The sequence below is a fragment of the Streptomyces sp. SID13666 genome, from assembly GCF_010548325.1.
Taxonomy (GTDB): domain Bacteria; phylum Actinomycetota; class Actinomycetes; order Streptomycetales; family Streptomycetaceae; genus Actinacidiphila; species Actinacidiphila fildesensis.
In genome coordinates this window covers 46,954-69,444 of sequence record NZ_JAAGLX010000005.1, presented here as the reverse complement: position 1 = coordinate 69,444, position 22,491 = coordinate 46,954, and the positions used below count along the sequence as shown (strand labels likewise).

General features: G+C 69.6%; 22 protein-coding genes and 5 pseudogenes. 14 read left to right on the top strand and 13 right to left on the bottom strand.

Going from position 1 to position 22,491, the window contains the following annotated elements; genetic code table 11:
- Positions 1–5 precede the first annotated feature (5 nt).
- Positions 6–668, bottom strand: a complete 663-nt coding sequence (locus tag G3I60_RS10910; protein WP_164293148.1) for a response regulator transcription factor — start codon at positions 666–668, stop codon at positions 6–8.
- Entirely contained in the window at positions 665–1,840 is a 1,176-nt protein-coding gene (locus G3I60_RS10905) for a sensor histidine kinase (protein ID WP_164293147.1), read from the bottom strand. Before G3I60_RS10905 ends, G3I60_RS10910 begins: the two co-directional genes overlap by 4 nt.
- Positions 1,841–2,047: 207 nt before the next feature.
- Here G3I60_RS10905 and G3I60_RS10900 point away from each other — a divergent pair, with 207 nt between their 5' ends.
- The 5 genes from G3I60_RS10900 (at position 2,048) to G3I60_RS10880 (ending at position 6,028) form a co-directional block, all read left to right on the top strand.
- Positions 2,048–2,968, top strand: a complete 921-nt coding sequence (locus G3I60_RS10900) for an ABC transporter ATP-binding protein (protein ID WP_343240868.1) — start codon at positions 2,048–2,050, stop codon at positions 2,966–2,968.
- A complete protein-coding gene (locus G3I60_RS10895; RefSeq protein WP_164607054.1) occupies positions 2,965–3,819 on the top strand; it encodes an ABC transporter permease subunit in 855 nt (284 codons plus the stop codon). The genes G3I60_RS10900 and G3I60_RS10895 overlap by 4 nt, the downstream gene beginning before the upstream one ends.
- A 206-nt stretch (positions 3,820–4,025) precedes the next feature.
- Positions 4,026–4,220, top strand: coding sequence for a DUF1918 domain-containing protein (locus tag G3I60_RS10890; RefSeq protein WP_164293144.1), 195 nt, complete (start codon positions 4,026–4,028; stop codon positions 4,218–4,220).
- Positions 4,221–4,463: 243 nt separating this feature from the next.
- Positions 4,464–4,874, top strand: coding sequence for a YciI family protein (locus G3I60_RS10885; protein WP_138352035.1), 411 nt, complete (start codon positions 4,464–4,466; stop codon positions 4,872–4,874).
- An 8-nt stretch (positions 4,875–4,882) separates the two neighbouring features.
- On the top strand, positions 4,883–6,028 hold the full coding sequence (locus G3I60_RS10880; protein ID WP_164607091.1) for an RNA polymerase sigma factor: 1,146 nt from the start codon (positions 4,883–4,885) through the stop codon (positions 6,026–6,028).
- On the opposite strand, the gene G3I60_RS10875 is transcribed toward G3I60_RS10880, so the two are convergent.
- Positions 6,006–6,602, bottom strand: coding sequence for an NUDIX domain-containing protein (locus G3I60_RS10875; protein WP_138352036.1), 597 nt, complete (start codon positions 6,600–6,602; stop codon positions 6,006–6,008). The two genes, G3I60_RS10880 and G3I60_RS10875, sit on opposite strands and share 23 nt — an antisense overlap.
- An 80-nt stretch (positions 6,603–6,682) precedes the next feature.
- Positions 6,683–7,558, bottom strand: coding sequence for an NAD(P)H-binding protein (locus G3I60_RS10870; RefSeq protein ID WP_164607052.1), 876 nt, complete (start codon positions 7,556–7,558; stop codon positions 6,683–6,685).
- A gap of 258 nt (positions 7,559–7,816) precedes the next feature.
- Here G3I60_RS10870 and G3I60_RS10865 point away from each other — a divergent pair, with 258 nt between their 5' ends.
- Positions 7,817–8,677 (top strand): MFS transporter, encoded by an 861-nt coding sequence (locus G3I60_RS10865; RefSeq protein ID WP_164293142.1) that lies wholly within the window; start codon positions 7,817–7,819, stop codon positions 8,675–8,677.
- 300 nt (positions 8,678–8,977) lie between these two features.
- Here G3I60_RS10865 and G3I60_RS10860 read toward each other — a convergent pair whose 3' ends face one another.
- The 3 genes and pseudogenes from G3I60_RS10860 to G3I60_RS46750 all read right to left on the bottom strand — a co-directional run.
- On the bottom strand, positions 8,978–9,649 hold the full coding sequence (locus tag G3I60_RS10860) for a hypothetical protein (RefSeq protein WP_164293141.1): 672 nt from the start codon (positions 9,647–9,649) through the stop codon (positions 8,978–8,980).
- A 193-nt stretch (positions 9,650–9,842) separates the two neighbouring features.
- Positions 9,843–10,298: pseudogene (locus tag G3I60_RS45300) on the bottom strand (TetR/AcrR family transcriptional regulator); the annotation flags it as partial.
- Between the two features lie 96 nt (positions 10,299–10,394).
- Positions 10,395–10,658: pseudogene (locus G3I60_RS46750) on the bottom strand (zinc-binding dehydrogenase); the annotation flags it as partial.
- 856 nt (positions 10,659–11,514) lie between these two features.
- On the opposite strand from G3I60_RS46750, the gene G3I60_RS10845 reads away from it, so the two are divergent.
- The 3 genes from G3I60_RS10845 (at position 11,515) to G3I60_RS10835 (ending at position 14,986) form a co-directional block, all read left to right on the top strand.
- Entirely contained in the window at positions 11,515–12,399 is an 885-nt protein-coding gene (locus G3I60_RS10845; protein ID WP_164293278.1) for an aminoglycoside phosphotransferase family protein, read from the top strand.
- Between the two features lie 162 nt (positions 12,400–12,561).
- Positions 12,562–13,458, top strand: coding sequence for a polysaccharide deacetylase family protein (locus G3I60_RS10840; protein ID WP_164293140.1), 897 nt, complete (start codon positions 12,562–12,564; stop codon positions 13,456–13,458).
- A 781-nt stretch (positions 13,459–14,239) separates the two neighbouring features.
- Positions 14,240–14,986 (top strand): transglycosylase SLT domain-containing protein, encoded by a 747-nt coding sequence (locus G3I60_RS10835; RefSeq protein WP_244809698.1) that lies wholly within the window; start codon positions 14,240–14,242, stop codon positions 14,984–14,986.
- A gap of 119 nt (positions 14,987–15,105) precedes the next feature.
- Here the strand turns inward: G3I60_RS10835 and G3I60_RS10830 are convergent, their stop codons facing one another.
- Positions 15,106–15,672 (bottom strand): hypothetical protein, encoded by a 567-nt coding sequence (locus G3I60_RS10830; RefSeq protein ID WP_164293139.1) that lies wholly within the window; start codon positions 15,670–15,672, stop codon positions 15,106–15,108.
- A 130-nt stretch (positions 15,673–15,802) separates the two neighbouring features.
- Between G3I60_RS10830 and G3I60_RS10825 the strand changes: the two genes are divergently transcribed.
- Together G3I60_RS10825 and G3I60_RS10820 are read left to right on the top strand one after the other, a co-directional pair.
- A complete protein-coding gene (locus G3I60_RS10825; RefSeq protein ID WP_164293277.1) occupies positions 15,803–16,354 on the top strand; it encodes a YciI family protein in 552 nt (183 codons plus the stop codon).
- Between the two features lie 47 nt (positions 16,355–16,401).
- A pseudogene (locus tag G3I60_RS10820) lies at positions 16,402–17,014 on the top strand (DEAD/DEAH box helicase family protein); the annotation flags it as partial.
- 79 nt (positions 17,015–17,093) lie between these two features.
- Here G3I60_RS10820 and G3I60_RS10815 read toward each other — a convergent pair.
- Positions 17,094–17,750: a maleylpyruvate isomerase N-terminal domain-containing protein gene (locus G3I60_RS10815; protein WP_164293138.1), complete on the bottom strand. Its 657-nt coding sequence runs from the start codon at positions 17,748–17,750 to the stop codon at positions 17,094–17,096.
- A gap of 258 nt (positions 17,751–18,008) precedes the next feature.
- Here G3I60_RS10815 and G3I60_RS45290 point away from each other — a divergent pair.
- Positions 18,009–18,308: pseudogene (locus G3I60_RS45290) on the top strand (NADP-dependent oxidoreductase); the annotation flags it as partial.
- A 74-nt stretch (positions 18,309–18,382) separates the two neighbouring features.
- Positions 18,383–18,892: pseudogene (locus tag G3I60_RS45285) on the top strand (hypothetical protein); the annotation flags it as partial.
- Between the two features lie 66 nt (positions 18,893–18,958).
- Here the strand turns inward: G3I60_RS45285 and G3I60_RS10805 are convergent.
- The gene (locus G3I60_RS10805; protein ID WP_164293137.1) at positions 18,959–19,723 is read right to left on the bottom strand and encodes a GNAT family N-acetyltransferase; all 765 of its coding nucleotides are present in this window, start codon (positions 19,721–19,723) and stop codon (positions 18,959–18,961) included.
- Between the two features lie 26 nt (positions 19,724–19,749).
- On the opposite strand from G3I60_RS10805, the gene G3I60_RS10800 reads away from it, so the two are divergent.
- Positions 19,750–20,004 (top strand): hypothetical protein, encoded by a 255-nt coding sequence (locus G3I60_RS10800; protein WP_164293136.1) that lies wholly within the window; start codon positions 19,750–19,752, stop codon positions 20,002–20,004.
- Here G3I60_RS10800 and G3I60_RS10795 read toward each other — a convergent pair.
- From G3I60_RS10795 to G3I60_RS10785, 3 genes are all read right to left on the bottom strand, one after another.
- On the bottom strand, positions 19,976–21,301 hold the full coding sequence (locus G3I60_RS10795) for an MFS transporter (protein WP_343240867.1): 1,326 nt from the start codon (positions 21,299–21,301) through the stop codon (positions 19,976–19,978). The genes G3I60_RS10800 and G3I60_RS10795 overlap by 29 nt on opposite strands.
- Before the next feature lie 17 nt (positions 21,302–21,318).
- Complete coding sequence (locus G3I60_RS10790; RefSeq protein WP_138352047.1) at positions 21,319–21,726, bottom strand: VOC family protein; 408 nt, start codon at positions 21,724–21,726, stop codon at positions 21,319–21,321.
- Positions 21,727–21,875: 149 nt separating this feature from the next.
- Complete coding sequence (locus G3I60_RS10785; RefSeq protein ID WP_164607050.1) at positions 21,876–22,490, bottom strand: VOC family protein; 615 nt, start codon at positions 22,488–22,490, stop codon at positions 21,876–21,878.
- Position 22,491 lies beyond the last annotated feature (1 nt).

The window sequence follows — 22,491 nt, the reverse complement described above, 5'->3', positions numbered from 1 at the left end:
TGCACTCAATGAGGCAGCGGGACGAGCTCCATCTCGTATGCGGTGATCACGAGTTGAACCCGGTCCCGGGCGCCCAGTTTGGCCATCAGTCGTGATACGTGCGACTTGGCGGTGGCCACCGTGATGAAGAGATCGTCCGCGATCTCGTGGTTCGTCCGGCCGAGTCCGATGAGGGTCAGGACCTCCCGTTCCCGCTCGGTGATGCCCTCGACGGGTCGTGGGGAGCGCTTCGGGGCGGTACCGGGGCGCCCGACGAAGTCGGCGATCAGTCGGCGTGTCACACCTGGCGCGATCAGCGCATCGCCGGCGGCGACCACGCGGATCGCCGCGAGGATGTCGTTCAGCGCCATGTCCTTCACCACGAAGCCGCTCGCGCCGGCCCGGAGCGCGCCGTAGACGAGGTCGTCCTCGTCGAAGGTGGTCAGGACGAGGACCCGGGTCGTTGCCGGGCCGGCGGTGATCAGGCGAGTGGCCTCGATGCCGTCCATGCCCGGCATCCGGATGTCCATCACCACGACGTCGGGGCTGATGTCCCGCACCAGTTGGACCGCCTCGATGCCGGTGGCGGCTTCGCCGACGACCGCCAGGTCGGGATGATCGGCCATGATCATGCGTAGACCGGACCGCACCAGCGGCTGGTCGTCGGCGAGTACGACGCGAACGGTCATCGGGCCTCCACGGGGATGGCGACGGGTTCGGGCAGCGGCAGCCGGGCCGCCACCCGGAAGCCGCCTTCGGGACGCGGCCCGGCGCTGAGGTGACCGCGCAGCAGGCCGGCCCGCTCCCGCATGCCCACGATGCCGAAGCCGTGGGCCGAGCCGTTCGCAGCGGTGCCGCGCCCGTCGTCGACGACCTCCACGGACAGCGCCTCGTCCCCGTAATCGATGAGCACCCGGCAACGTCCGATGCCCGCGTGGCGGACCACGTTGGTCAGCGACTCCTGGACGATACGGTAGGCGGACAGGTCGATGTCGGCCGGCAAGGAACGCTGCGCCCCACTGCGGTGCACGTCGACACGCACCCCCGCCTCGGCCGTGGCCGCTGCCAGCCGTTCGATGTCTGCCAGACCCTGTGAGGGCGCGAGCGGTGCCTGCCCCGAGGCCGCCGCGTCGAGGTCGGCCTGACGGAGCGCCACCAGGGTGCGCCGCAGGCCCGACAAGGTCTCTCTGCTGGTGGCCTCGATGGCCCGCAGCGCCTCACCGGCCTCCGCGGGCCGGGTCTTGACGACCTGGCTTCCCGCGCCGGCCTGGATGGCGATGATGGCGATGCTGTGCGCGACCATGTCGTGCAGTTCCCGTGCGATCCGCAGCCGTTCGGCGGTCACGGCCTCGGCCACTTCCTGCGAACGCAGCGCCACCGCGTGCTCGCGGCGCTCGCGACTGAGCAGGCCGACCGTGCAGGCTGCGGCCATCGCCAGGAGGGCGATCACGACGTTGACGGTCACGTTGTCGCCGTGAGCGAAGCCGCCGATGACCAGGAGCTGCACGGCGAACGACACGGCCACGCCTGCGATCGCAGCTCGCCGTGTACAGGTGGCGACGATGAAGCCCAGGACGAGGTCCACCGCCAGATACGACAGGAACTGGCCCTGGTATCCCACGGCCCGGTTCACATGGACGGAGCTCGGAGTGCCCACCACCACGGCGGTGGATCCGACGAGCGCCATGGCCAGAGCCGGCAGCGGCATCCGTCGCAGCACCCCGACGAGCAGGCTCACGGCCAGCATCGCACCGACAGCGTGGAGCGTGCCCGAAGCCTGATTCGCACCCCCGATCAGCAGACCGACCACCAGGACGTAGAGCACGCCCCCCACCCAGGCCATGGCCTTCGTTCTCGTCATCGGCGGTGTGCTCGGTCGACAGGGAGACCGCGATGCGCAAGGCACACGGACAACAGGGTGGTCGGTATGGCGTCCATGCCGCAACATTAACCTGTCGCCGCCCGCCCGGCATTGGCCCGTGGACGTACGTCCCTGGGCGGAACCGGCCGCGCGATTGCCGTCCCTGGCCGCATGACCGGGAGTGGGTGTCCCGGCAGGGTTGCTCCTGTGATCGAAGTCAACGAACTCACCAAGCGCTACGGCGGCAAGACCGCCGTCGACCAACTGTCCTTCACCGTGCGGCCTGGTCAGGTGACCGGGTTTCTCGGCCCCAACGGAGCGGGCAAGACCACCACCCTGCGGATCATCCTCGGCCTGGACGCGCCGACCGGCGGCACCGCCACCGTCAGCGGCGTCCCCTTCCGCAGCCACTCGCGCGAACTACGGCACGTCGGTGCCCTCCTCGACGCCGGCCAGGTCCACGGTGGACGCAGCGCGGTGGCCCACCTGTCCGCCATCGCCCGCAGCAACGGCATCCCGCTGCGCCGGGTGGACAACGTGCTGCAGGAAGTGGGGCTGGCCGACGTGGCGACCCGCCGCATCGGCGGGTTCTCGCTCGGCATGAAGCAGCGGCTGGGGATCGCCACCGCCCTCCTCGGCGACCCGCCGGTGTTGATGTTCGACGAGCCGGTCAACGGTATGGACCCGGAGGGCGTGCTCTGGATGCGCCGCCTCTTCCGGCGCCTGGCCGCCGAAGGCCGCACGGTCTTCCTCTCCAGCCACCTGATGTCGGAGATGGAGAACACCGCCGACCAACTCGTCGTCGTCGGCCGGGGCCGGCTCATCGCGGCCGAGTCGGTACGGGACTTCGCGGCCCGCAGCACCCGCCTCAGCGTCGTGGTGAGCACCCCGCGCACCGCCGAGCTGGCGGCGGTACTGACCGCCGCAGGCGCGTCGGTCGAGGTGGAGGGCGCACCGGACGCCGACAAGCTCGCCGTGACCGGGTTGCCGGCGGACCGGATCGGGGCACTCGCCTTCGACAACCGGATCCTGCTGAACGAGCTGACCACCCGGACCGCCTCGCTGGAGGAGGCCTTCATGGAACTCACCGCCGACAGCGTCGAATACCTGGCAGGACAGCCCCGATGACCACACTCACCACCGTCCCCCCGACCACCTCGGCCGCACCCCTCGCCGAGCCGCCCGCCCACTTCCGCGACCTGCTCGCCTCCGAGTGGATCAAAATACGGTCCCTGCGCTCGACCCCGTGGACGCTCGCACTCACCATCCTGTTCGTCATCGGATCCGCCGCCGTCGCCGCCCTGGCGGAGAACAACACCCTGAAGAAAATGAGCCCGGCGGCCAGGACCGACCAGGGGTTCATGGTGTTCGACGCGTTCCCGCCGGCCGGCTACATGACCCTGATGCTCGTCGCCGGAAGCATCGGCGCCCTCACCGTCGTGAGCGAATACAGCAGCGGCCTCATCCGCACCACCACCATGGCCGTACCGGCCCGCGGCACGGTGGTGCTGGCCAAGACGGTCGTCACCGCCGCGCTCTGGACCGCGGTCGGTACGGTCATCTCCACCGGTGGTTTCCTGGTCTCCCAAGCCATCCTGAACACGAACCACGCCGGGGTCCCCCTCACTCACCCGGGTGTATTCCGGGCGCTGGCCGCATCCGCGCTGCTGGCCCCGGTCTGCGCACTGATCGGCCTCGGCTTCGGCGCCCTGATCCGGCACAGCGCCGCCACCATGGTCACCAGCGTCTTCACACTCCTGATGCTGCCTCCGATCTTCTCGCAGAGCTCCCACTGGTCCGCCGCCGTCAGCCACGCGATGCCGGTCACCGCCTGGAAGCGCCTGGTCCAGAACTGGCCCCCGGATCCGCACTCCCTCGCCTACAGCGCCACAGTCCCCGGTTCCTGGACCGTGTACGCGCTCTGGCCGCTGATCGCAGTCGTCCTCGCGGTGACCGCCGTGCGACACCGCGACGTGTGACCGTACCGCCGGGACACGCGGACCGGCCGGTGGGGCAGGGTCCCGGTGCCACAGGACCCGAGTGGCGCAGGGGCCCCAGTGGCACAGGGGCAAGGCCTCGAAGCTCTCCGCAGGCGGCTCCCCGCGCACAAAGAGCTACTCTTTGCATGCATGGCGTAACTTCATCTTGATCAGTGCAGTGTCATTGAGCAGAGAGGAGAGCAACGATGCACGCCTCAAAAGGGGACCGTCTCGTCATGCACGGGCGCGTCGTAGGCCAGCACGACCGAGTCGTCGAGATCGTCGAGGTACTCGGCCCGGACGGAACGCCGCCCTACCGGGTGAGGGCCGAGAACGGCCATGAAACCATCATGACCCCCGGGCCCGACACCACGGTCGACCATCAAGAGTCGTCCGACTGAGCCTGCCCGATTCACGCCGCACCACCCCGAGGGGCCCGTCACCGGCGGGCCCTTTCTCGCATGTCCCCGAGCGCTCACGGATGGCCGCCGCCCATGCCCGAGGGTCAGTACATGCAGCGGCTCACCCCGGCCCATCCACGCGAGCCAAAAAAGATCGGCCGGCGATGTCGAGATCCTGTGTCCGGCTCCGTCCCCGCGGTGAAGGCGACCACAATGGTCGCACCAGTACCGAGGAGAACCACGATGGCCAAGTACCTGCTGCTGAAGCACTACCGAGGCGCCCCGGCGTCGGTCAACGACGTGCCCATGGACCAGTGGACGCCCGAGGAGATCTCGGCACACGTGCAGTACATGAAGGACTTCGCGGCTCGGCTGGTGAAGACCGGCGAGTTCGTCGACAGCCAGGCGCTCGCCCCCGAGGGAGCGTGGGTCCGCTACGACGGCGAGGGGCGCCCGCCGGTCACCGACGGCCCGTTCGCCGAGACGAAGGACCTCATCGCGGGGTGGATGGTGATCGACGTCGACAGCTACGAGCGCGCCGTCGAGCTGGCCGGGGAACTGTCGGCCGAGCCTGGCGCGGGCGGGAAGCCGATCCACGAGTGGCTGGAACTGCGCCCGTTCATGAGCGCCGAGCAGCACACCATCACGGAGTGACCACAACGATGGACGAGGCCCTGCTCCGGAGCCTCACACCGAGCGTGCTCGGGATCCTCGTCCGCCGCGGAGCAGATTTCGCGGCGGCCGAGGACGCCGTGCAGGACGCGCTGGTCAAGGCCATGAGCGTCTGGCCGGCCGACCCGCCGCGGGACCCGAAGGGCTGGCTGATCACCGCGGCCTGGCACCGGTTCCTCGACGCGACGCGGGCGGACGCCGCCCGCCGGCGGCGGGAGGACGTCGTCGACGAGGACCCGGCGCCGGGACCCGCACCCGCGGTGGACGACACGCTCCAGCTCTACTTCCTGTGCGCCCACCCCTCGCTCACGCCGTCGTCGGCGGTCGCGCTCACGCTGCGCGCCGTCGGCGGGCTGACCACCCGCCAGATCGCCCAGGCCTACCTGGTGCCCGAGGCGACCATGGCTCAGCGCATCAGCCGGGCCAAGCGCACCGTCTCCGGCGTGCGGTTCGACCAGCCCGGCGACGTCGCCACCGTGCTGCGCGTCCTCTACCTGGTCTTCAACGAGGGCTACTCCGGCGACGTCGACCTCGCCGCGGAAGCCATCCGGCTCACCCGGCAGCTCGCCGCCGCGATCGACCACCCCGAGGTGGCAGGACTGCTCGCCCTCATGCTGCTCCACCACGCCCGGAGCGCCGCCCGGACCGCGCCCGACGGCAGCCTGGTACCGCTCGCCGAGCAGGACCGCGGCCGGTGGGACACCCGGTCGATCGCCGAGGGCGTCGCGATCCTGCAGGCGGCCCTCGTCCGCGACCGGCTGGGCGAGTTCCAGGCCCAGGCGGCCATCGCGGCGCTCCACGCCGACGCGCCCACCGGCGAGGAGACCGACTGGGTGCAGATCGTCGAGTGGTACGACGAACTCGCGCGCCTGACCGACAGCCCGATCGTCCGGCTCAACCGCGCGGTGGCCGTCGGCGAGGCCGACGGACCGCGCGCCGGCCTGGCGGCGCTCGTCGCACTGGACGGCTCCCTGCCCCGCCACACCGCGGTGGCGGCCTACCTCCACGAGCGCGACGGCGATCTGACAACCGCGGCACGGCTGTACGCCGAGGCGGCCCTCAAGGCACCCAACCTCGCCGAGCGGGACCATCTGACGCGCCAGGCCGCCCGGCTCAACACCCACCGGCGGGACTGACGGGTCGGCCTCGGATTCGCCCCGCCGGCCCGGGCAGCGCTGCGCCTACGTCGCCGGCTCGGGGGATCACGTGCAGCCGGTCGGCCGCCGCGTCGTACGCGATCGGGTCACCTGGCTGCTGGAAGTGGACGGCAAGTCCGCCGCCCATCCGATAGGCGTCGAGGCCGGCCCGGCAGTAGGCCACCATCGGCGCCGCCAGGGCATCGAACGGGTACCAGTCCATCGCGTCGCACACGGCGGGTTCCCTGACCCGGGGTGTTCCCTGCCAGCGCCGGACTTCGAAGAAGAGGCCGATGCGGGCGCTCCCGCCGGGGCTGCGGTGGTGCACGGTGACGGTGGCGCGGACGTCGACGGGATCGATGAGTACACCGGTCTCCTCCTCCGACTCGCGGATCAGCGCGGTGACGACGTCCTCGTGCGGTCCGTCCAGGTGGCCTGACGGGAGGTGCCAGAGTCCGGCCGCGTACACCGTCCCGGCCCTGCGGGACAGCAGCACCTCCGGCCCGCCCTCTCTGTCGCGGCGCAGGATCAGGTGGACGTCGAGTGGCTCGGTGTGCCGCTCCCCCGCGCTCACTTCTCACCTCCGGGCAGGCAGTCCCGCTTCGCGAATCGTTCCACAGCCTTGATCGACCGCGCTGGCGTTCGTCACCTCTGTCACCCTTCCAGCAGCGGACGCAGCTGGGCATAGGCCCAACCGCTGAGCTGGGTGGGGGTCGTGGTGACCAGGTCCCGGGGCTGCTCCGGCACCAGGTCGCGTGATCCGGCGGCCATCCCCACGATGCCCTCCACCGCCGACGGAGGCAGGCCGGCCGAGCGCATCGCGTCCCGCGCCGCGTCGTCGGTGACGGGGTTGATGTGGACCGGGTGCCCGAGCGCCTCGGTGAGGATCTGTGCGACCTGGTTGAAGGTGAGGTCCTCCGGCCCGTGAACGGCCTGCACCACCCGGCCCTGCCATGTGTCGGTGAGCAGCCGGGCCGCGATCACGTCGCCGATGTCGCGCGGATCGACCCACGGCATCGGGTGGTCGGGGTCGAACGCCGTGGTCAGAACGCCCTTCGAGAGCCCTTCGAAGTCAAGCAGCAGGTTGGTGAAGAAGTACGCGCACCGCAGATGCAGTACATCCGCTCCGGTGGCATCGAGTTGTTCCTCGATCGCGGCCAGGGCGTCGATGTGTCCGGCCCCGTGCCGCTTCTCCGCCCCGATACTGCTCAGCAGCACCACCCGCTCCACATCACCCACCTGGGCGGCCTCCACCAACGGCGTCGCGGTGCGCACCGAGACCTCGATCGGATCCTCCACCGCGTGAGGAGTGGGATCCACCCACAACACCGAACGCGCGCCCGCCACCGCCTCACGGACGAACCCGGCGTCCGTCAGATCACCCTGGCGCACGTCGACCCGCGCTCGGGTCTCCTCATCCAGGCGGGCAGGGTCACGGACCAGAACGCGCGGACGAACGCCCGCCTGCAGCAGTAACCGCACCACGCGCGATCCCACGTGTCCGGTTGGTGTGGTGACCACGATGCTCATCGAAATGCCCCTTTCCTGCATAAAAATTGCGATCGATGCACTCAGCTCCGTGTGACCGCAGTCGCCTCACGGGGCAAGCCCGCACCCGCGAACCTGCCCCTTGCGCACACGGACCTCCAGCGGTGGGAGCCTGCCCGCCAGACGCGCATCCATGACCGGCGTTCGGAACCTCGGGGCGAAAGTTCAGCCATACGCGCCCAACCGGGCTCGGCTGATAGGACGGGTGACGGCCCTTGTTCAGGGCCGGTTCGGGTCAGGGTGCAGCACCACGAAGAGCGACCAGGCGGGCGCGGTCGGGTCGTCCGGGCGGGCGGCGAACTCGTCGAGCAGTGCGTGGAGCCGGGCCTGCTCGTCGACGCGGTGAGCTTTCTGTGGTCGGCCGCGTGGGTGACCCGGATCAAGGTCCGGCCACCGCGCCCCGAGCACAGCCCCGACGCCCATCTGCTCCGCGAGATCCGCGACGGCCTGCGGTTCGTGCTCAGCAACCGGATGCTGCGCGCCATCGCCATGTGCACCAGCTCGGCCAACCTGTTCGGTTCGGTGATCTCCGCCGCCTTCTACGTGTTCCTCGCCCGCCAACTGCGGCTCTCGCCGGGAGTCATCGGCCTGCTCACCTCGACCGCGGCGGTCGGCGGCCTGATCGGCGCGCTGGTGGCCGGACGGTTCGCCGCGAAGGTCGGCCAGGGCCCGGCCATCTGGGTCGCGAGCACGGTCGCCGGACCCTGCGCGCTGGGCACCCCGTTCGTACAGCGTGACTGGACGGTGGGGCTCCTCGCGGTCGCGCAGATCGCGATGTGGATGGGCATCGTGGTCTACAACATCAACCAGGTCAGCTTCCGGCAAGCACTGTGCCCGCCGGGGCTGCTCGGCCGGATGAACGCGACGATGCGGTTCCTGGTCTGGGGCACGATGCCCTTCGGGGCGCTGCTCGGCGGCCTGCTCGGCTCGACGATCGGCGTCCGCGGCACGCTGCTGGCCGGAGCGATCGGCCAGTCGCTCACCTTCCTGCCCGTCTTCCTGTCACCGCTGCGCCGCATGCGCGAACTGCCGTCCTACGGGGAGGAGCCGGCGGCCGAGGGTGGCACTGCCGCCGGCTCGTTGGTGCCGAGCAAGCCCTGAGGAGAAGGTGAGTACCTGTCTCGGCACCACCAGCGCGGCCGCCGCCCGGTGCGCCGATGGCCTGTGGTCGCCCTCCGGTATCCACGGCGCCAGGATGTGAGAGCTGGCGAACGTCGAGCTGTCCTCGACGACGTCCATCACCGGGACCGGGTCGATCTCCGTTCAGCAGCACGAGCCGCCGAATATCCGGTCCGGCGCGGCCGCTCCTCCGGGGAACATTTCCTTCGGCCGAAATGCCCATAACCCGTAGCCCGTACTGGCCGTGGACGGAGGAACGGCACGCCCTGAGATCCGTCCAGGTCAGCCGACGCGCTCGATCCGGGCCTTACGGATGAGGAACTTGCCGGGCTCGCGGACCTGCTCGAAGGCCGCGTTGTTGAGCAGGGCGCAACTGCCGGACGTGGAAGCGACCTTGACGGTCGTCGACTTCTGGTTGTCGAGGTTGGTCACCTTGAGCGTGGTGCCGACCGGGAACTGATTGCTGGATGCGGCGGGGACGCCACCCTCACCGGAGAGGGTCACCGTCGATCCAACGCAGACGACGTCACCCACGTTGGTCTGGTCGCCACCCGTCTGGTCACCACCGGCCTGGTCAGCGCCGGAAGGCTGTTCCTCGGCGGGCGGCTCTTCCGCGGCCGGGGGCTGCGCCTCCGCCGGCGGCTGCTCCTGGGCCGGCGGCGCGGCAGCTTCGCCGCCTCCTGTGACCTCGCACCCGGAAGCCGCCTGCATGCGGTTGATCTGCTGGATGACGGCCTGCCGGTTGGCGATGCGCGCCTCGGACTGGGCATCGGGTTGGGCGCGCTGACCTGCGATGAACTGCTCGTTGTTCTGGAGGGCGGTGGTCAGCCCGTCGCAGACACCCGATGCCTGGCTGGTGCCGGTCATCACCACTGCCGTACCGCCGATCGCTACGGCGGTTCCGATGAGCAGAGCGATCTTCTTCTTCGTGGTGAGCGTCTTCTTGCGTGACACGTGGGACTCCTGTGGGGTCGGTTCCGTGTGACGCTAAGTACGAGTAGCGGTTCCGGTTCTTCTCAGCCGACTCACCACAACTTCCTTAACTTTCCTTAAGGTTGTGGTGCCCCCGATGCGAATGCGCTCACACAACGGCGCGCCCCTACGACCTTCGGGCGGCGAGGCCGCTGGCTTCCTCCCGGTTCCTCGGTCAGTTCTCGGGGAGCGGCGGTTGCACGGGTTTCAGTCCGTCCAGGGTGCGGGCGAGGAGGCGTTCGGCCTGCTCTCGCTGCTCGGGCCTGGCCGAGGTGAGGGCGATGCCGGCGAGGGCAGCGAACATGTCGGTCGGGCTGATGTCGGACCGGATCGCTCCGGCAGCAGTGCCGGCGTCCATGAGGGCGGTCAGGGCGGCTTGAATCACCTCGTGACTGTCGGCATAGGGATTGGTTCCCGAGGCGACGACGGCTCGCAGGGCGTCCGCCATGCCGAACTTGGCAGTCGCGTAGTCGATGAGGCGGCGGGTCCACGCACGCAGAGCCTCGGGCGGCGACATCTCCGAGAGGCGACCAGGGACGGCGTCGCACAGCCGGGCCACTTCATTGCGGTACGCCGCCTCGATCAGTGCCTCCCGGGTCGGGAAGTTGCGGTAGGGAGTGCAGGTTCCGACGGCGACAAGTTCGAGTGCTGCCGGAGCGTGCGTGCGCAGGAGGTCGGGGGCCCGACGGGAGACGTCACCGATGTTGTAGCCCGTCAGAGCGCGATTGTTCTTCCACAGCCCCAGGATCGGCAGGTTCAGGTCGGAGTGGCGAGTGGCTTCACCGTAGACGGCGACGCGACCGAAGGGACCCAGCGCGTCCAGGCTCGCCAGGCGCGTGAGACCGCCGACCGGATCGAGAATCACGTCCACGCCCCGCCCGCCGGTCGTGTCCCGCACCGCGTCGGGAAGGCCGTCGCGCCGGAACACCGCGTCGTAGCCGAAACGCTTCGCGTACTCGGCCTTGTCGATGCTGCTGACCGTGCCGTACACCGTGGCCACGCCGAGGGCACGTGCGATCTGGGCGGCGACGGAACCCACGCCTCCTGCCGCCGCATGGACCAGGACGGAGTCGCCGGCGCGGAGCCGCGCCGCCTCGGCGAGAATGCCGTAGGCCGTGGGCAGGACGAGTGCGGCTCCGCCTGCGGTCAATCAGGTCGATCTCGCCCGCAGGCGTGCTCAGCGGAAAGGCGAAGCGGGCTGGGGCGACCGCGTATTCGGCGTAGCCCCCGCCTTCGGGAAGGTATACGGCGACGGGGTCCCCGACGGCGAGTCCGGTGACACCCGCGCCGACCGCGGCTATGTGCCCGGACGCCTCCATGCCGGGATGTCGAGCGGGTCGGCGGGCCGAAGTCACCGAGGCGGTGCTGCACTTCGGCGTAGTTCACTCCTGCCTAGGCCACGCGGACGAGTACTTCTCCAGGGCCGGCTTCCGGGGTCGGCACCTCGACGGTGCGCAGAACCTCGGGCCCGCCGTTGACTTCGCATCCGATTGCCCGCATGGCATGTCCTCCTGTGATCGTCCTGCCCGTGGCAACCCGGGCTCGGATCTCCGGTATTCCTACGGTTCCTGCTCTTGCCGCTGCTCCCGCGGGCCTTGCTGTGGAGGTTCGGGGAGATCCGGTGAATTGCCCGGCCGGGGGGTGACCGTCCGCCGCGTGCCGTTGGAAGTTCTGACTGATGAGCGAGCGGCGGCGTGCGGACGGCTTCTGGAAGAGTCGACGGGGCCTGGGGAGCAGATGGGGAGCACAAACATCTGCGGTTCGCGCTCATGACGCCCGCAATACGGTGATCCTGGCGGGGAACGATCCTGGTAGGAACCGAGAGATCTGGTAGGGGCATGGGCACGATGCACGCGGACGAAGCGGAGACCGACGCCGACCTGGTTCGGCGCCTGCTGCGTGCGCAGTTCCCCCAGTGGGCGAACCTGCCGATCACCCGACTCGCCTCTGGAGGCACCGTCAATGCCATCTACCGGCTCGGTGAGGACCTGACCGTACGGCTGCCACTGCGCCCCGGCGGCGCCGAGGCCATCGCGATGGAGGCGCGGCTACTCCCCCGGCTGGCACCGCTGCTGCCACTGCCGATCCCGGAAGTAGTGGCGACCGGCACCCCGGGAGAGGGATACACCCTGCCCTGGGCGGTACACCGGTGGATCGACGGCCGTAACCCGGCCGAAGGTGACCTGGCCGAGCCCGAGCTCGTGGCCCGCTCCCTCGCGGAGTTCGCAGTCGCCATTCGCACGATCGATCTCCCCGACGGCCCGCCTGCGCACCGGGGCGAACCGCTGATCGCCGAAGACCAAGAGATGCGGGCGGCGATCGAGGCGCTGCGCCGCACCGACGAACCCTTCGACGCCGACGAGATCGCCGCGGCCTGGGAGAAGGCACTCGCGGCACCGCTGTGGACTGGCCCGGCCTGCTGGACGCACTCCGACCTCATGCCGAGCAATCTGCTGCTCGCCGGCGACCGCGTCTCGGCAGTCATCGACTTCGGCACCGTGGGCATGGGCGAACCGGCCACCGACCTCATCCCCGCCTGGAACCTGCTGCCCGCCTCCGCGCGGCGGGTGTATCGCGAAACGGTGGCCGTGGACGACGCGACCTGGGCCCGCAGCCGGGGCTGGGCGCTCTCCATGGCAGTCATCCAACTGCCCTACTACCGGACGACCAATCCGATCATTTCAGCCAACGCCCGACACGTCATCCGGGAGATCCTCGCGACCTCCGCATAGTCGCCGACCACCTTCCCGCGCACGACATCGCTGCCCTCAGCGCTCCCCGACGCCGTCTGCACCGCACCGTCGCATTCTCCAACGAACCACGCTGTCGCCGGGATCTCCGAGAGCAGCCAAATCCCCGTGCGCGATGCCCTGCCCGGGTCTCACACTGCGAGCATGGATGCAGATGCTCTCAGCCCCTCCGTCGTCCCGCCTTCTCTTCAGTCGAGTGAGTTGCTGGGGTTTCCGCCTGATGCCCGACTGCTGATCGTCAACTGCGATGACTTCGGGATGTACCCCGAAATCAACACCGCGGTGGTCGAGTCGATCGAGCAGGGAATCGCCAGTTCCTGCAGTCTGATGGCCCTGTGCCCGTCGGCACCGCACGCCATGCAACTTCTCGGCCGACGACCCGGGATGGCATTCGGCATCCACCTCACCTTGGTCTGCGAGGTGACCCACTCCCGGTGGGCACCGATCACCGCGCGAGAGAAGGTGCCCTCCCTGCTGAACAAGGAAGGGGAGCTGTTCGCACCGACGCCCGCCGGACGGGCGACCCTGCTCGGCCAAGCCCGGCTTGACGAAGTCGAACTCGAGCTCCGCGCACAGATCAATGCCGTCGCCGACCGAGGACTCACGCCGACCCATCTCGATTTCCATTGCCTGGCCGACGGAGGTCGCGATGACATTCTCGACCTGACCGTAGGACTGGCTGCAGAGTACGGCCTTGCGGTGCGGGTCTGGCTTGCTCCCGGGCGTCGGACGGTACGGAGCCTAGGCCGGCCGGTGATCGACAACGACTTCCTGGACAGCTTTTCCCTCGACATCGCGGGAAAGGCCGCCCGATACGAACAGTTGCTGCACGATCTGCCGGCCGGCCTCAATGAATGGGCGGTGCATCCCGGCCTCGGCGGCCAGGAGTCACAAGCCGTGGATGACGGCTGGCTGGTGCGCCGAACGGATCATGAGTTCCTGACATCGCCACAGGCCCATGAAGTTCTCCGCCAGGAGGGAATTGTGGTGATCGACTACAGAGCGATCCAGCAGGTCTGGTCCCGGAACACCGGCCCTTGATGCGCTGACTCGCTCTGCCGCCCGGGAGGACGGGCCCATGGAAGTGAGTGCGGTTCACTTGGTCCCTTTCTGAGACAGCGTCAGCCCTGGGACCGGGGATGTTGCGCCGCCCGTGGAGTGTCGCCGGGCCGCTCGTGCGCGCTGTGCAGTTCTGCTCCCGTAGTCATTGGTTCGGCCACGTTCGAGTGCGTGGGCGAGCAGGTCGCCCTGGTCTCGGTTTCTGAGCGGCATCGCGGATTCCGAAGTCAGGATTCCGAAGGAGGAGAAGTGCTCTCGGACGAGGGCCGGAAACAGCTCGCCCGCGATCTACGCAGCCGCTGACCCGGCAAATTCGGCGGCCTCATCCGATGCCGGATGTGATCCTGCCGGCGACCTGCTCCGCAGTACGGATCGACGTGGACGGCAGGTGCTTTTGTCCCACTCTGGCGGACAGAAGGGCAATCGCCGAGCCCAGTGTGAGCCTCGTCATATGACGCACGCCACATACGACTCTGGATAGTGGTCGATTCCTCCAGTACGCCTGGCGAGGATATGGCGGGAATCGGCTACGGTTTCAGCGGCCAACGATGCCGATTAGTAGCAAGGGTGGTTGCTGAGTCGTTTTACCTGACGCTAGACATCTCCCCCAACCGAAGAGTGCGCCCGCAGAACTTCCGTCCCATTTCTGCCCGTTGAGGCCACTCGCACACCCGGAGAGATGGGGTCAGTCATGGGCAAACACGCCCGGAAACGACCGAATCGGACTCGCGTTGCCGTCGTTGCCACCGCGTCGGCTGCCGCTGTGACGGCGACCATCGCCTGCACCGTGCTGCCAGGAACTCCGGAGGCCGATGCGCAGAACGCGTCCGCGTCGGATGCCGCGCTCGGGCGCGACCTGGTGCCCGCGAACCACGTCATGGCTCAGCAGGCCGGCATCGCCCGGCAGAATCTGCAGACGGCCGAGAACGAAGCCAGGGCCCGCTCGCAGGCGCAGGCGGCCGCACGGTCGCAGGCTGAGGGCCGCAAGAAGGCCGAGGCCATCAGAAAGGCCGAGGGCGCCAGAAAAGCGGAGGCCCGGGCCAAGGCCGAGGCCCGCAAGCGTGCCGAGGAGGCCGCGCAGAAGCGTCAGGACTCCGCAGAGCGCGCCGCGCGATCGCAGACGCCGAAGCCCACTGCCAGTGCGAAGCCGACCGCCGGCGCGTCGGCCACACCCTCGGCCGGCAACTACACCGACGACCTCGACGGCTGGATCAAGGAATCGCTGGCCGTCATGGCCGCCCACGGCATACCCGGCACCTATGACGGCATCTACCGCAACATCATCCGCGAGTCCTCGGGCAACCCGCAGGCCATCAACCTGACCGACTCCAACGCCGCGGCCGGCACCCCGTCCAAGGGCCTGCTCCAGGTCATCGACCCGACCTTCCAGGCCTACCACGTCGAGGGCACCTCGATGGACATCTACGACCCGGTCGCCAACATCACCGCCGCGTGCAACTACGCGGCCGCCAACTACGGCTCGATCGACAACGTCGACTCGGCGTACTGAGCCCGGCGCACTCTCACCCCCGGCTCGGGCCGCACGGCTGTTGCTGTGTGGCCCGGGGTCGTACGGGCGATGGGGCGCCCTGGCGCTTCATGCGGGACTGCCCGGCCATCGGGTCCGGGTCAGGCGGCGGACCAGGAACCTTCGTCGTCAAGGGCCCGGTTGGAGGCTTCCGTGAAGGTGCGGAAAGCGGTGTGGAATCCGGTTTCCATCGACGCGTAGTCCGACGTCCGGAGCGACTGCCGCGAGGCGCCGGCGATCCGTAGGGGCATCTCCATCCAGATGTGGACGCGGTCACCGACGGCTTCGGCCGCCGCGATGACGTAGTCGGGGCCTTCGATCGATATGACCGAGCGGGCGCGCAGTAGCTGAGCATGCGCGGCGGCGGCCTCGCCGTGAATGAGGGCGAGGGCCGCTCGCGTGTCGCCCGTCTCGGCGATCTCATGGATGCGAGCCACGATCTCCATGAAGGTGTAGAAGCACGCGGCGTAGGCCGCGTACGCGCCTCTGCGGGAGTCCCGGCGGACCCGCACGTGGTCCGCGAGTCCTTGCTGTTCGAACTGCGCCCGCTGCTGCTGCAGTTGGGTCAGCATGCCACGGAGGCTCAACCGCACCGTGACAAGGGCCGCCGCGGCAGCGCCCGCCGCACCGATGACCGCGCCGACGAGTGCGGCGACCCCCTGATCCATGCAGGCAGTCTGACCCACCGGGCATTGCTCCGTCAGGGGCATCGAGGAGAAGCCCGACATCCGCTCCGCCCCACCACTCTCGCAGTGAAACCCCCTCGACCTGATGGCCTCCTTGACGAGACCCTGGGGCATGGAGTTCTTCTGCTACCACCGCGACCGGCCCGACTCCGTAGCGCTGCGCGACGAGCTGCTGGAAGAGCACTGGTCCTATATGGACCGGTACGCGAAGGAGCTGATCGCCCGCGGCCCGACTCTCGACGGCGACGGCGACACACCCACCGGCAGCATGCACATCGTCGACCTTCCCGATCCCGCCGCCGCCCGCGCGTTCGCCTTCGACGAGCCCGGCTACCAGGCGGGCGTGTACCGGGATGTGCTGCTGCGACGGTGGCGCAACGCGCTGGGGCGCACCATGTGGGACTTCCCCGGCGGCCGGACCGGTGGCAACCGGTACCTGGTGCTCGGTCTTGGCACGGGGCCTGCCGCCGACCTCGCCGTACCGACCGACCAGGAGGAGCTGATCGCCTACGGGCCACTGCTGTCCGACGACGGCGACACCTGGTTGGGCACGGCGGCATTGGTCCGGGCACCGGACCCGGACACGGCCCGCGCCGTCCTGACCCAGGACCGGTACGCCGATATCGAGGTGCACAACTGGCAGTTCGGCGGACGGTCGTCCTGACCCGGGGACGGCCAAGGGCGCCGGGTGTGTTCAGTGACCGCTGAAAGGTGTTAGTGATTCAGCTTCGAGAACACCAGGTTGAAGCGAATTCCCGTATCCGTAAGTGGTTGGGGTTTCCTGCACCGTCGGCCGTGCCCAACGGTGCTCGAGCCACGGTCGTGTCCGCGACCGGATCCGGGAAGACCTGCACGGCCGCGGCTGCCGCACTGGACTGCTTCCGGGACGGCCGGATCCTGGTCATGGTCCCCACGCTGGCCCTGCTGGTGCAGACCGCCGCCGTGTGGCGCACCATCGGCCACCGCGGCCCGATGGTCACGGTGTGCTCGCTGGAGTCGGACGAGGTTCTGGAGCGGCTCGGGGTGCGCGGCACCACGAATCCGGTCCGGCTGGCCTCGTGGGTGGGCTCCGGTCCTGTCGTCGTGTTCGCCACGTACGCGTCCCTGGTGGACCGGGAGAGCCCGACGGACCCCGAGGCCTTCGGAAGGTGCGAGGGCCCTGGAGCTGGCGCTGGCAGGTGGCGAGTTGTTGTACGGGCAGGCCATGGCCCCCTTCGACCTCACGGTCGTCGACGAGGCCCACGGAACCGCGGGGGATCTGGGGCGGCCGCGGGCGGCGATCCATGACCAGAGCCGTATCCCGGCCGACTTCCGTCTCTACCTGATGGGCATAGCCGGGGACAAGCCAGCTCTCGTCCGCCCCGAACCGAAGGTCCCGCTCAGTTGGGCGCCCAGCTGGACGATCAACCGAGGATGAGCGGAAGTCTCGCGGCCAGCTCGCCCAGTTCGGCCTTCTCCTCGTCGGTCGGGGCACGCCGTCCGGTGCCGACCAGCAGCGCGTCCGTGTCGCAGAACGATGCGGGGAACGCGGCCCCGGCGATCTTCTCCAGCATCTCGCGGGACCGTGCGAGCCCCTCCGCGGGCGGTTCCGCCGCGTCAGAGAGGTGCGCGACGAGGTCGAGATGGTGCAGCGTCCATTCCAGGACGTAGACGGAAAGGTAGTCCGCCACGGTGAGGACCTGGTCGCGGGTCGCGACCCGAAGGCCCGGGTCGGCGAGTTCCGCGGCGCGGCCGGCGGCGGAGCCGACGTCGTCGAGATGGAACTTGAGCAGCCACGGCTCCCCGTACGCGGCGGCCAGCCGCACGGTCAGCGCGTCGAGCGGGTCGTCGCCGGTCGGCGGGGTCTCGGCGACGTCCCAGTAGGTCACCGCGTCGCGGGTCGGCTCTGTTTCGGCGGGGGTGACGAGGGTGATCAGAACGTCCTGGGCGTCGATGACCAGATGGCACACCAGGTCCTGTACGAGCCAGCCGGTACAACCGGACGGCAGTGCGAACGCCTCGTCCGGGAGTTCGGCGACCGCCGTGCGCAACGCCGCCCAGGAGCGTGAGAAGAGATCCACATCGGCACGGTAGTGGGGTGCCGCAGTGGCGGACAAGGGCATTTCTGCCTGTCGTCGCCGCGTGGAATGGGTGGTGCGTTTCACGCGCTATCCGTCGCCGGTGCCGAGGAGCCGACAGTGACCTCGGATGGTCGGCCCGCGGTGGGCAACGGCAAGGACCGGCTTGACCCTGACGTGCGGGTCAGGGGTTAGCGTCACCGCGCCCCGGCTGCGGACGCTTCACGTTCCGCTGCCCCGACCTGCCCACGGAGCTCGACCATGACCGCATCCCTCCCCCGCACCGCTCGCGAAGTCCGCCTCGCCGCCGTCCCTGAGGGACTGCCCACGCGAGAACACTTCACCGTCGCCACGACGCCGCTGTCCCAGCCCGGTCCGGACCAAGTCCTCGTCAGGAACCGGCACTTCCTGGTCTTCCCGGGCCTGCGCACCCTCATCGGCGCAGACGGTGACGACCTGCCCCTCCCGCCGCTGCGCAGCGGAGACACGCTCTTCGGTCCCGCCGTTGGCGAGGTGGTGGCCGCTCCGGCCGACAGCCCGCTGCGCACCGGCGATGCCGTTGTCCATATGCTCGGTTGGCGGGATTACGCGCTGGTGAGCGCAACCGACTGCACTCCTGTGGACGACACGCGGCCACCGGAGAACCGGTCTGCTCGGTGCCCGTGCTCAAGGCGGGCGGCAGCGGCAGCGAGAACTCCCCCATCGCCGCCGGCAACTCCGTCTTCGTCGCCGGCACCTACGGCTACCCCTACCCGAAACTCCCCGCCGACGCGGGCGCCGGCGTGCCCGCCTCCGACAGTTTCCACGGCGGCTTCTCCCGCGTCGACGTCCGGGCCGACGGCTCGGGCTGCGACCTCACATGGGACAACAGGGTGCGCTCAGCAGCGGTGCCGCGCCTGTCGACCAGCGACAGGATGATCCACACGGTCATCCGGAACCCCGTCATCCCCGGTACCAACGGAACCTCGATCCTCGACCCCTACTACTACGGCGAGATCGACCCGGAAACCGGCAAGGTGGTGCGCACCAAGTACCTGGGCGCAGGCTTCATTTTCGACACCCTCCAGATGGCCGGAACCATCGCACCGGGCCGGGTGGTGCTCCAGGGGACGACCACAGGGGTGCTGCGGATCACTGCGCAGTAGAGCGTTGCAAAGCGTCCGCCGGCAGGCAACCGGAGCGGCGCCGGCAGTTGATGTCCATGCCCACGATCAGCCGCGGTCGAAGCAGTGCGATTGGCCGATGGCCGTGAAGCCGTGGCGCTCGTACCAATGACGCGGCCAGTCCACCGCGTCGGCGGTCAGGAACCGCGTATCGCAGTCCGCGTCGGCGGCCCGGCGCAGGGCGGTGGCCAGGACCGCGTTCGCGTATCCGCGCCCGAGGTGGGCTTCCGAGGAGATCAGGTCCTCGATCTGGGCGATGCCTGATGCCGGATCCAGATAGAGATCTGCCCAGGAGGCGACCTCGCCTCCCTCCATGCGGGCACCGATGAACTGCACGACGTCGGCGCCACGGCGGCGGGCCTCACGTCGGTCGACGAGGTGGCGGATGACCTCGTCGTCGACGTCCGGCAGGAAGCCCCGCCAGCGCCGGGTGAGCGGCAGGCGAAGTGCGTCGAGGTCCACCTCCTCCGCCCGGCCGTCGGCCGGCACCGAGCCGGTGTGCAGCATGACCAGATGGGTGGACTGGGTGTATCCGGCCCGGAGCAGCGGCTCTGCGCACGCTGTCCCGACCGCGTCGTCGAGCACGGAGATCATGCGGTGCGGCAGATGCGCCAGCGCCTCGTCGGCGATGGCGGGCAGCGCCTCGGGGTCGACCGACGACTGGTCGATGACGACCTGGTTGTTCGCGCGGGAGTGTGCGAAAGCGTCGTCCAGTACGGCGAAGCCTCCCGGGAGGGAGACGGTGCGCGCAGCCTGACGCCGGACGAAGTCCGACAAAAAGGCGTTGATCCGCCATAGTTCTGAGCTTGCCATGGGGGGAGCCTACGCAGCCGGGGTCCATGACCACCTCCGAATTATCTCGGTCGGCGGGCTCCCGCCCCCGCCCGAGCCCCCTGGCCCAGGCCGACTGCGAGGCGACGGAAGGCCGCTGGACGCTGGTCTTCACCCGCGACCTGCGCCACCCCACCGAGAAGGTGTGGGCCGCGCAGACCGAGCCCGGGCAACTCGCCGCCTGGGCGCCCTACACCGCCGACCGCGATCTCTCGGAGACGGGCGGTGCCACGATCACGATGATCGACGACGAGAATCCGTAGGACATGGCGGCCGAGGTCGTGCGCGCCGAACCGGCGGTATTGCTGGAGTAGACCCTCGGCGCCGAGCCAGCAGCAGGGCGCAGGCAACAGTGCCGAGCGCCACCGTGGCGAGTCCTGAGCCGCCGAGCGTCGCTCGCGGGCCCAGCGCTGTCGTGAGCGGTCCGCCGAGTGCTGTGCCGAGCGGCGATGCGGTGAGCAGCGCCGCGCTCCGGGCCGCGAGCATCGCGGTGAGGTTCTGCGGGGGCGACTTCTCCTGCATGAGCGTCACCGAGAGGGCCACGAACGGTCCGTAGACAGCGCCGCCGAGCGTGAAGCACGCGACGGTGACGGCCGTCGGCACGTCGAACCCGAACGGCAGCAGGCAGAGTCCCCAGGTCACCACGATAGACACGGTCACAGGCCACAGCGGCAGCCGCCGCAGTCCGCCGACCGTGAGCCCGCCGAGCAGCGCGCCGATGCCGAACAGCATCCAGTAGAGGCCGAGGAGCGTTCCCGGTGCGTGCAGGTCGGCAGTGACGTGGAGCGGCAGGGCGACCTCGACGGGACCGTACAGGAGGTTGAAGAACCAGGTGAGCGTCAGCAGCCCGAGCAGTTCGGGGTACGACCGCAGCGCCGCGAGCCCACCGCGGGCGGCCGCCTGGTCGACGGGGGAAACGTGCCCCGACGCCGGCAACTGGGTGCGGACGACGAGCACGGCGAGGAACACGTAGGTGAGAGCGTCCAGGCCGAGCACGAGCGCGGAGCTGACGTACGCCACCAGCACACCGGCGATCGCCGGCCCGGCGATCGTGGCGGCGAAGCCGAGCGAGCTGACGAGGGTGTTCGCGGCGAGTCGCTGCTCGTCGGGGAGCAGCTCGGCCAGCAGGGTGTACTTTCCCGCGCTCCCCCACGCGTGCAGCAGCGACGAGACGGCCAGCAGCCCGAGGTAGAGCGGCAGCGTCAGCAGCCCGGCGAGCCACGCCAGCGGTACGGCGCCGAGGAACACACCGCGCACCACGTTGTCGGCGAGCAGCAGCCGTTTGGCCGGCATCCGGCGCAGACGGCGACCGAACGCCAGGGCGCCGATCACGCCGGGCAGGGTATAGGCGGCCACCGCGCCGCCGACCCACAGCCCCGCGGTCGCCTGCGGCGCGAGTTCGATGGCGAGCCACGCGACCGCGACGAAGCTCATCCCGTCCCCGAGATACGAGACCGCGAAGCCGAGGATCAGTCGCCGGAACACCTGGTGGGCGAGGACGGGCCGGTAGGCGTGGGGGACGAGGCGTCGGAGCGCCAGGGGCACCTTGTGAGGTCGCACCGGAGATCGGTCTCGTCTCAGCGGATCTCGTTGATGCGGATCAGGTTGCCCGCGGGATCGCGGACGGCGCAGTCGCGCACCCCGTACGGCTGCTCGGTCGGCTCCTGGACGACTTCGGCATCGGCCTGCAGCCGTTCGAAGGTGGCGTCGAGGTCGGCGGTGGCCAGGGTGATGATGGCGTAGGTGCCCTTGGCCATCATCTCGGTGATGGTGCGCCGCTCGTCGTCGGTGACCCCGGGGTCCGCGGCCGGCGGGTGCAGGACGATGGACGTGCCGGGCTGGTCGGCGGGCCCGACGGTGATCCAGCGCAATCCGCCGTATCCGACGTCGTTGCGGACCTCGAAGCCGAGGATGTCGCGATAGAACGCCAGGGCGGCGTCCGGGTCGTCGTGCGGGAGGAACGTCGAGTGAATGGTGATGTCCATGGCGCTCACGCTAGTTGCGGTCCGGTGGGCGGCGCTTCTCGATTCCTGACCGGTCCGGCCGCCCGCACCGACCACAACCGTCCACGGTTGCTGAGCAGTTGTCCTGCCCCGTAATCGGGCCGCATCGCATGTGTGGTGCGCGCCCCGGGTCAGGCCGATGCTGCATCCCATGCGAAGCCGTCCGGGTCGGTGAAAGGCCCGCCATCGGTGCCGATCATGAGCCGGTGCGAGCCGGTGCCGTCCACGGGGACGCCCGCGTCCTTGGCGAGGGCACGGCGCCCGTACAGCGCGAGCTTGACGGGACTCGACGGGGTGGCGAACTCGACGTACTTGCGGCCGAAGCTCTTCGCCACGGTCAGGCCGCGGTCGAGGTAGAACCGCTTGCCCGCGACCATGTCCGTGACTCCCAGCAGGAGCACGATGTCGTCGATTTCCCGGGTGGCCGGGCCGGTGTCCTTCTTCGCCGAGGTGGCGACCTTCCAGATCGTCCCGTCCGGGGCCCGTACGACGCCGCCGTGGCCCCAGAGGGACTTCGTGACCGGCTTCAGCGGCGTGGCACCGGCTTCGACGGCGGCGTCGATGAGGCTGTTGACGTTGGCCGGCTGGGACACGGTGAGCGACAGTGTGAACCCGCGGAAGCCGGTCGTGGGTGCCTCCGAGGCCCGCAGGAGCACCTGGGTGTCCAGGCCGAAGGCGGCGGTGTAGAAGTGGGTGGCGGCCTTGGGGTCGGCCACGTCAAGGGTGATGGATTCGATGGAGGACATG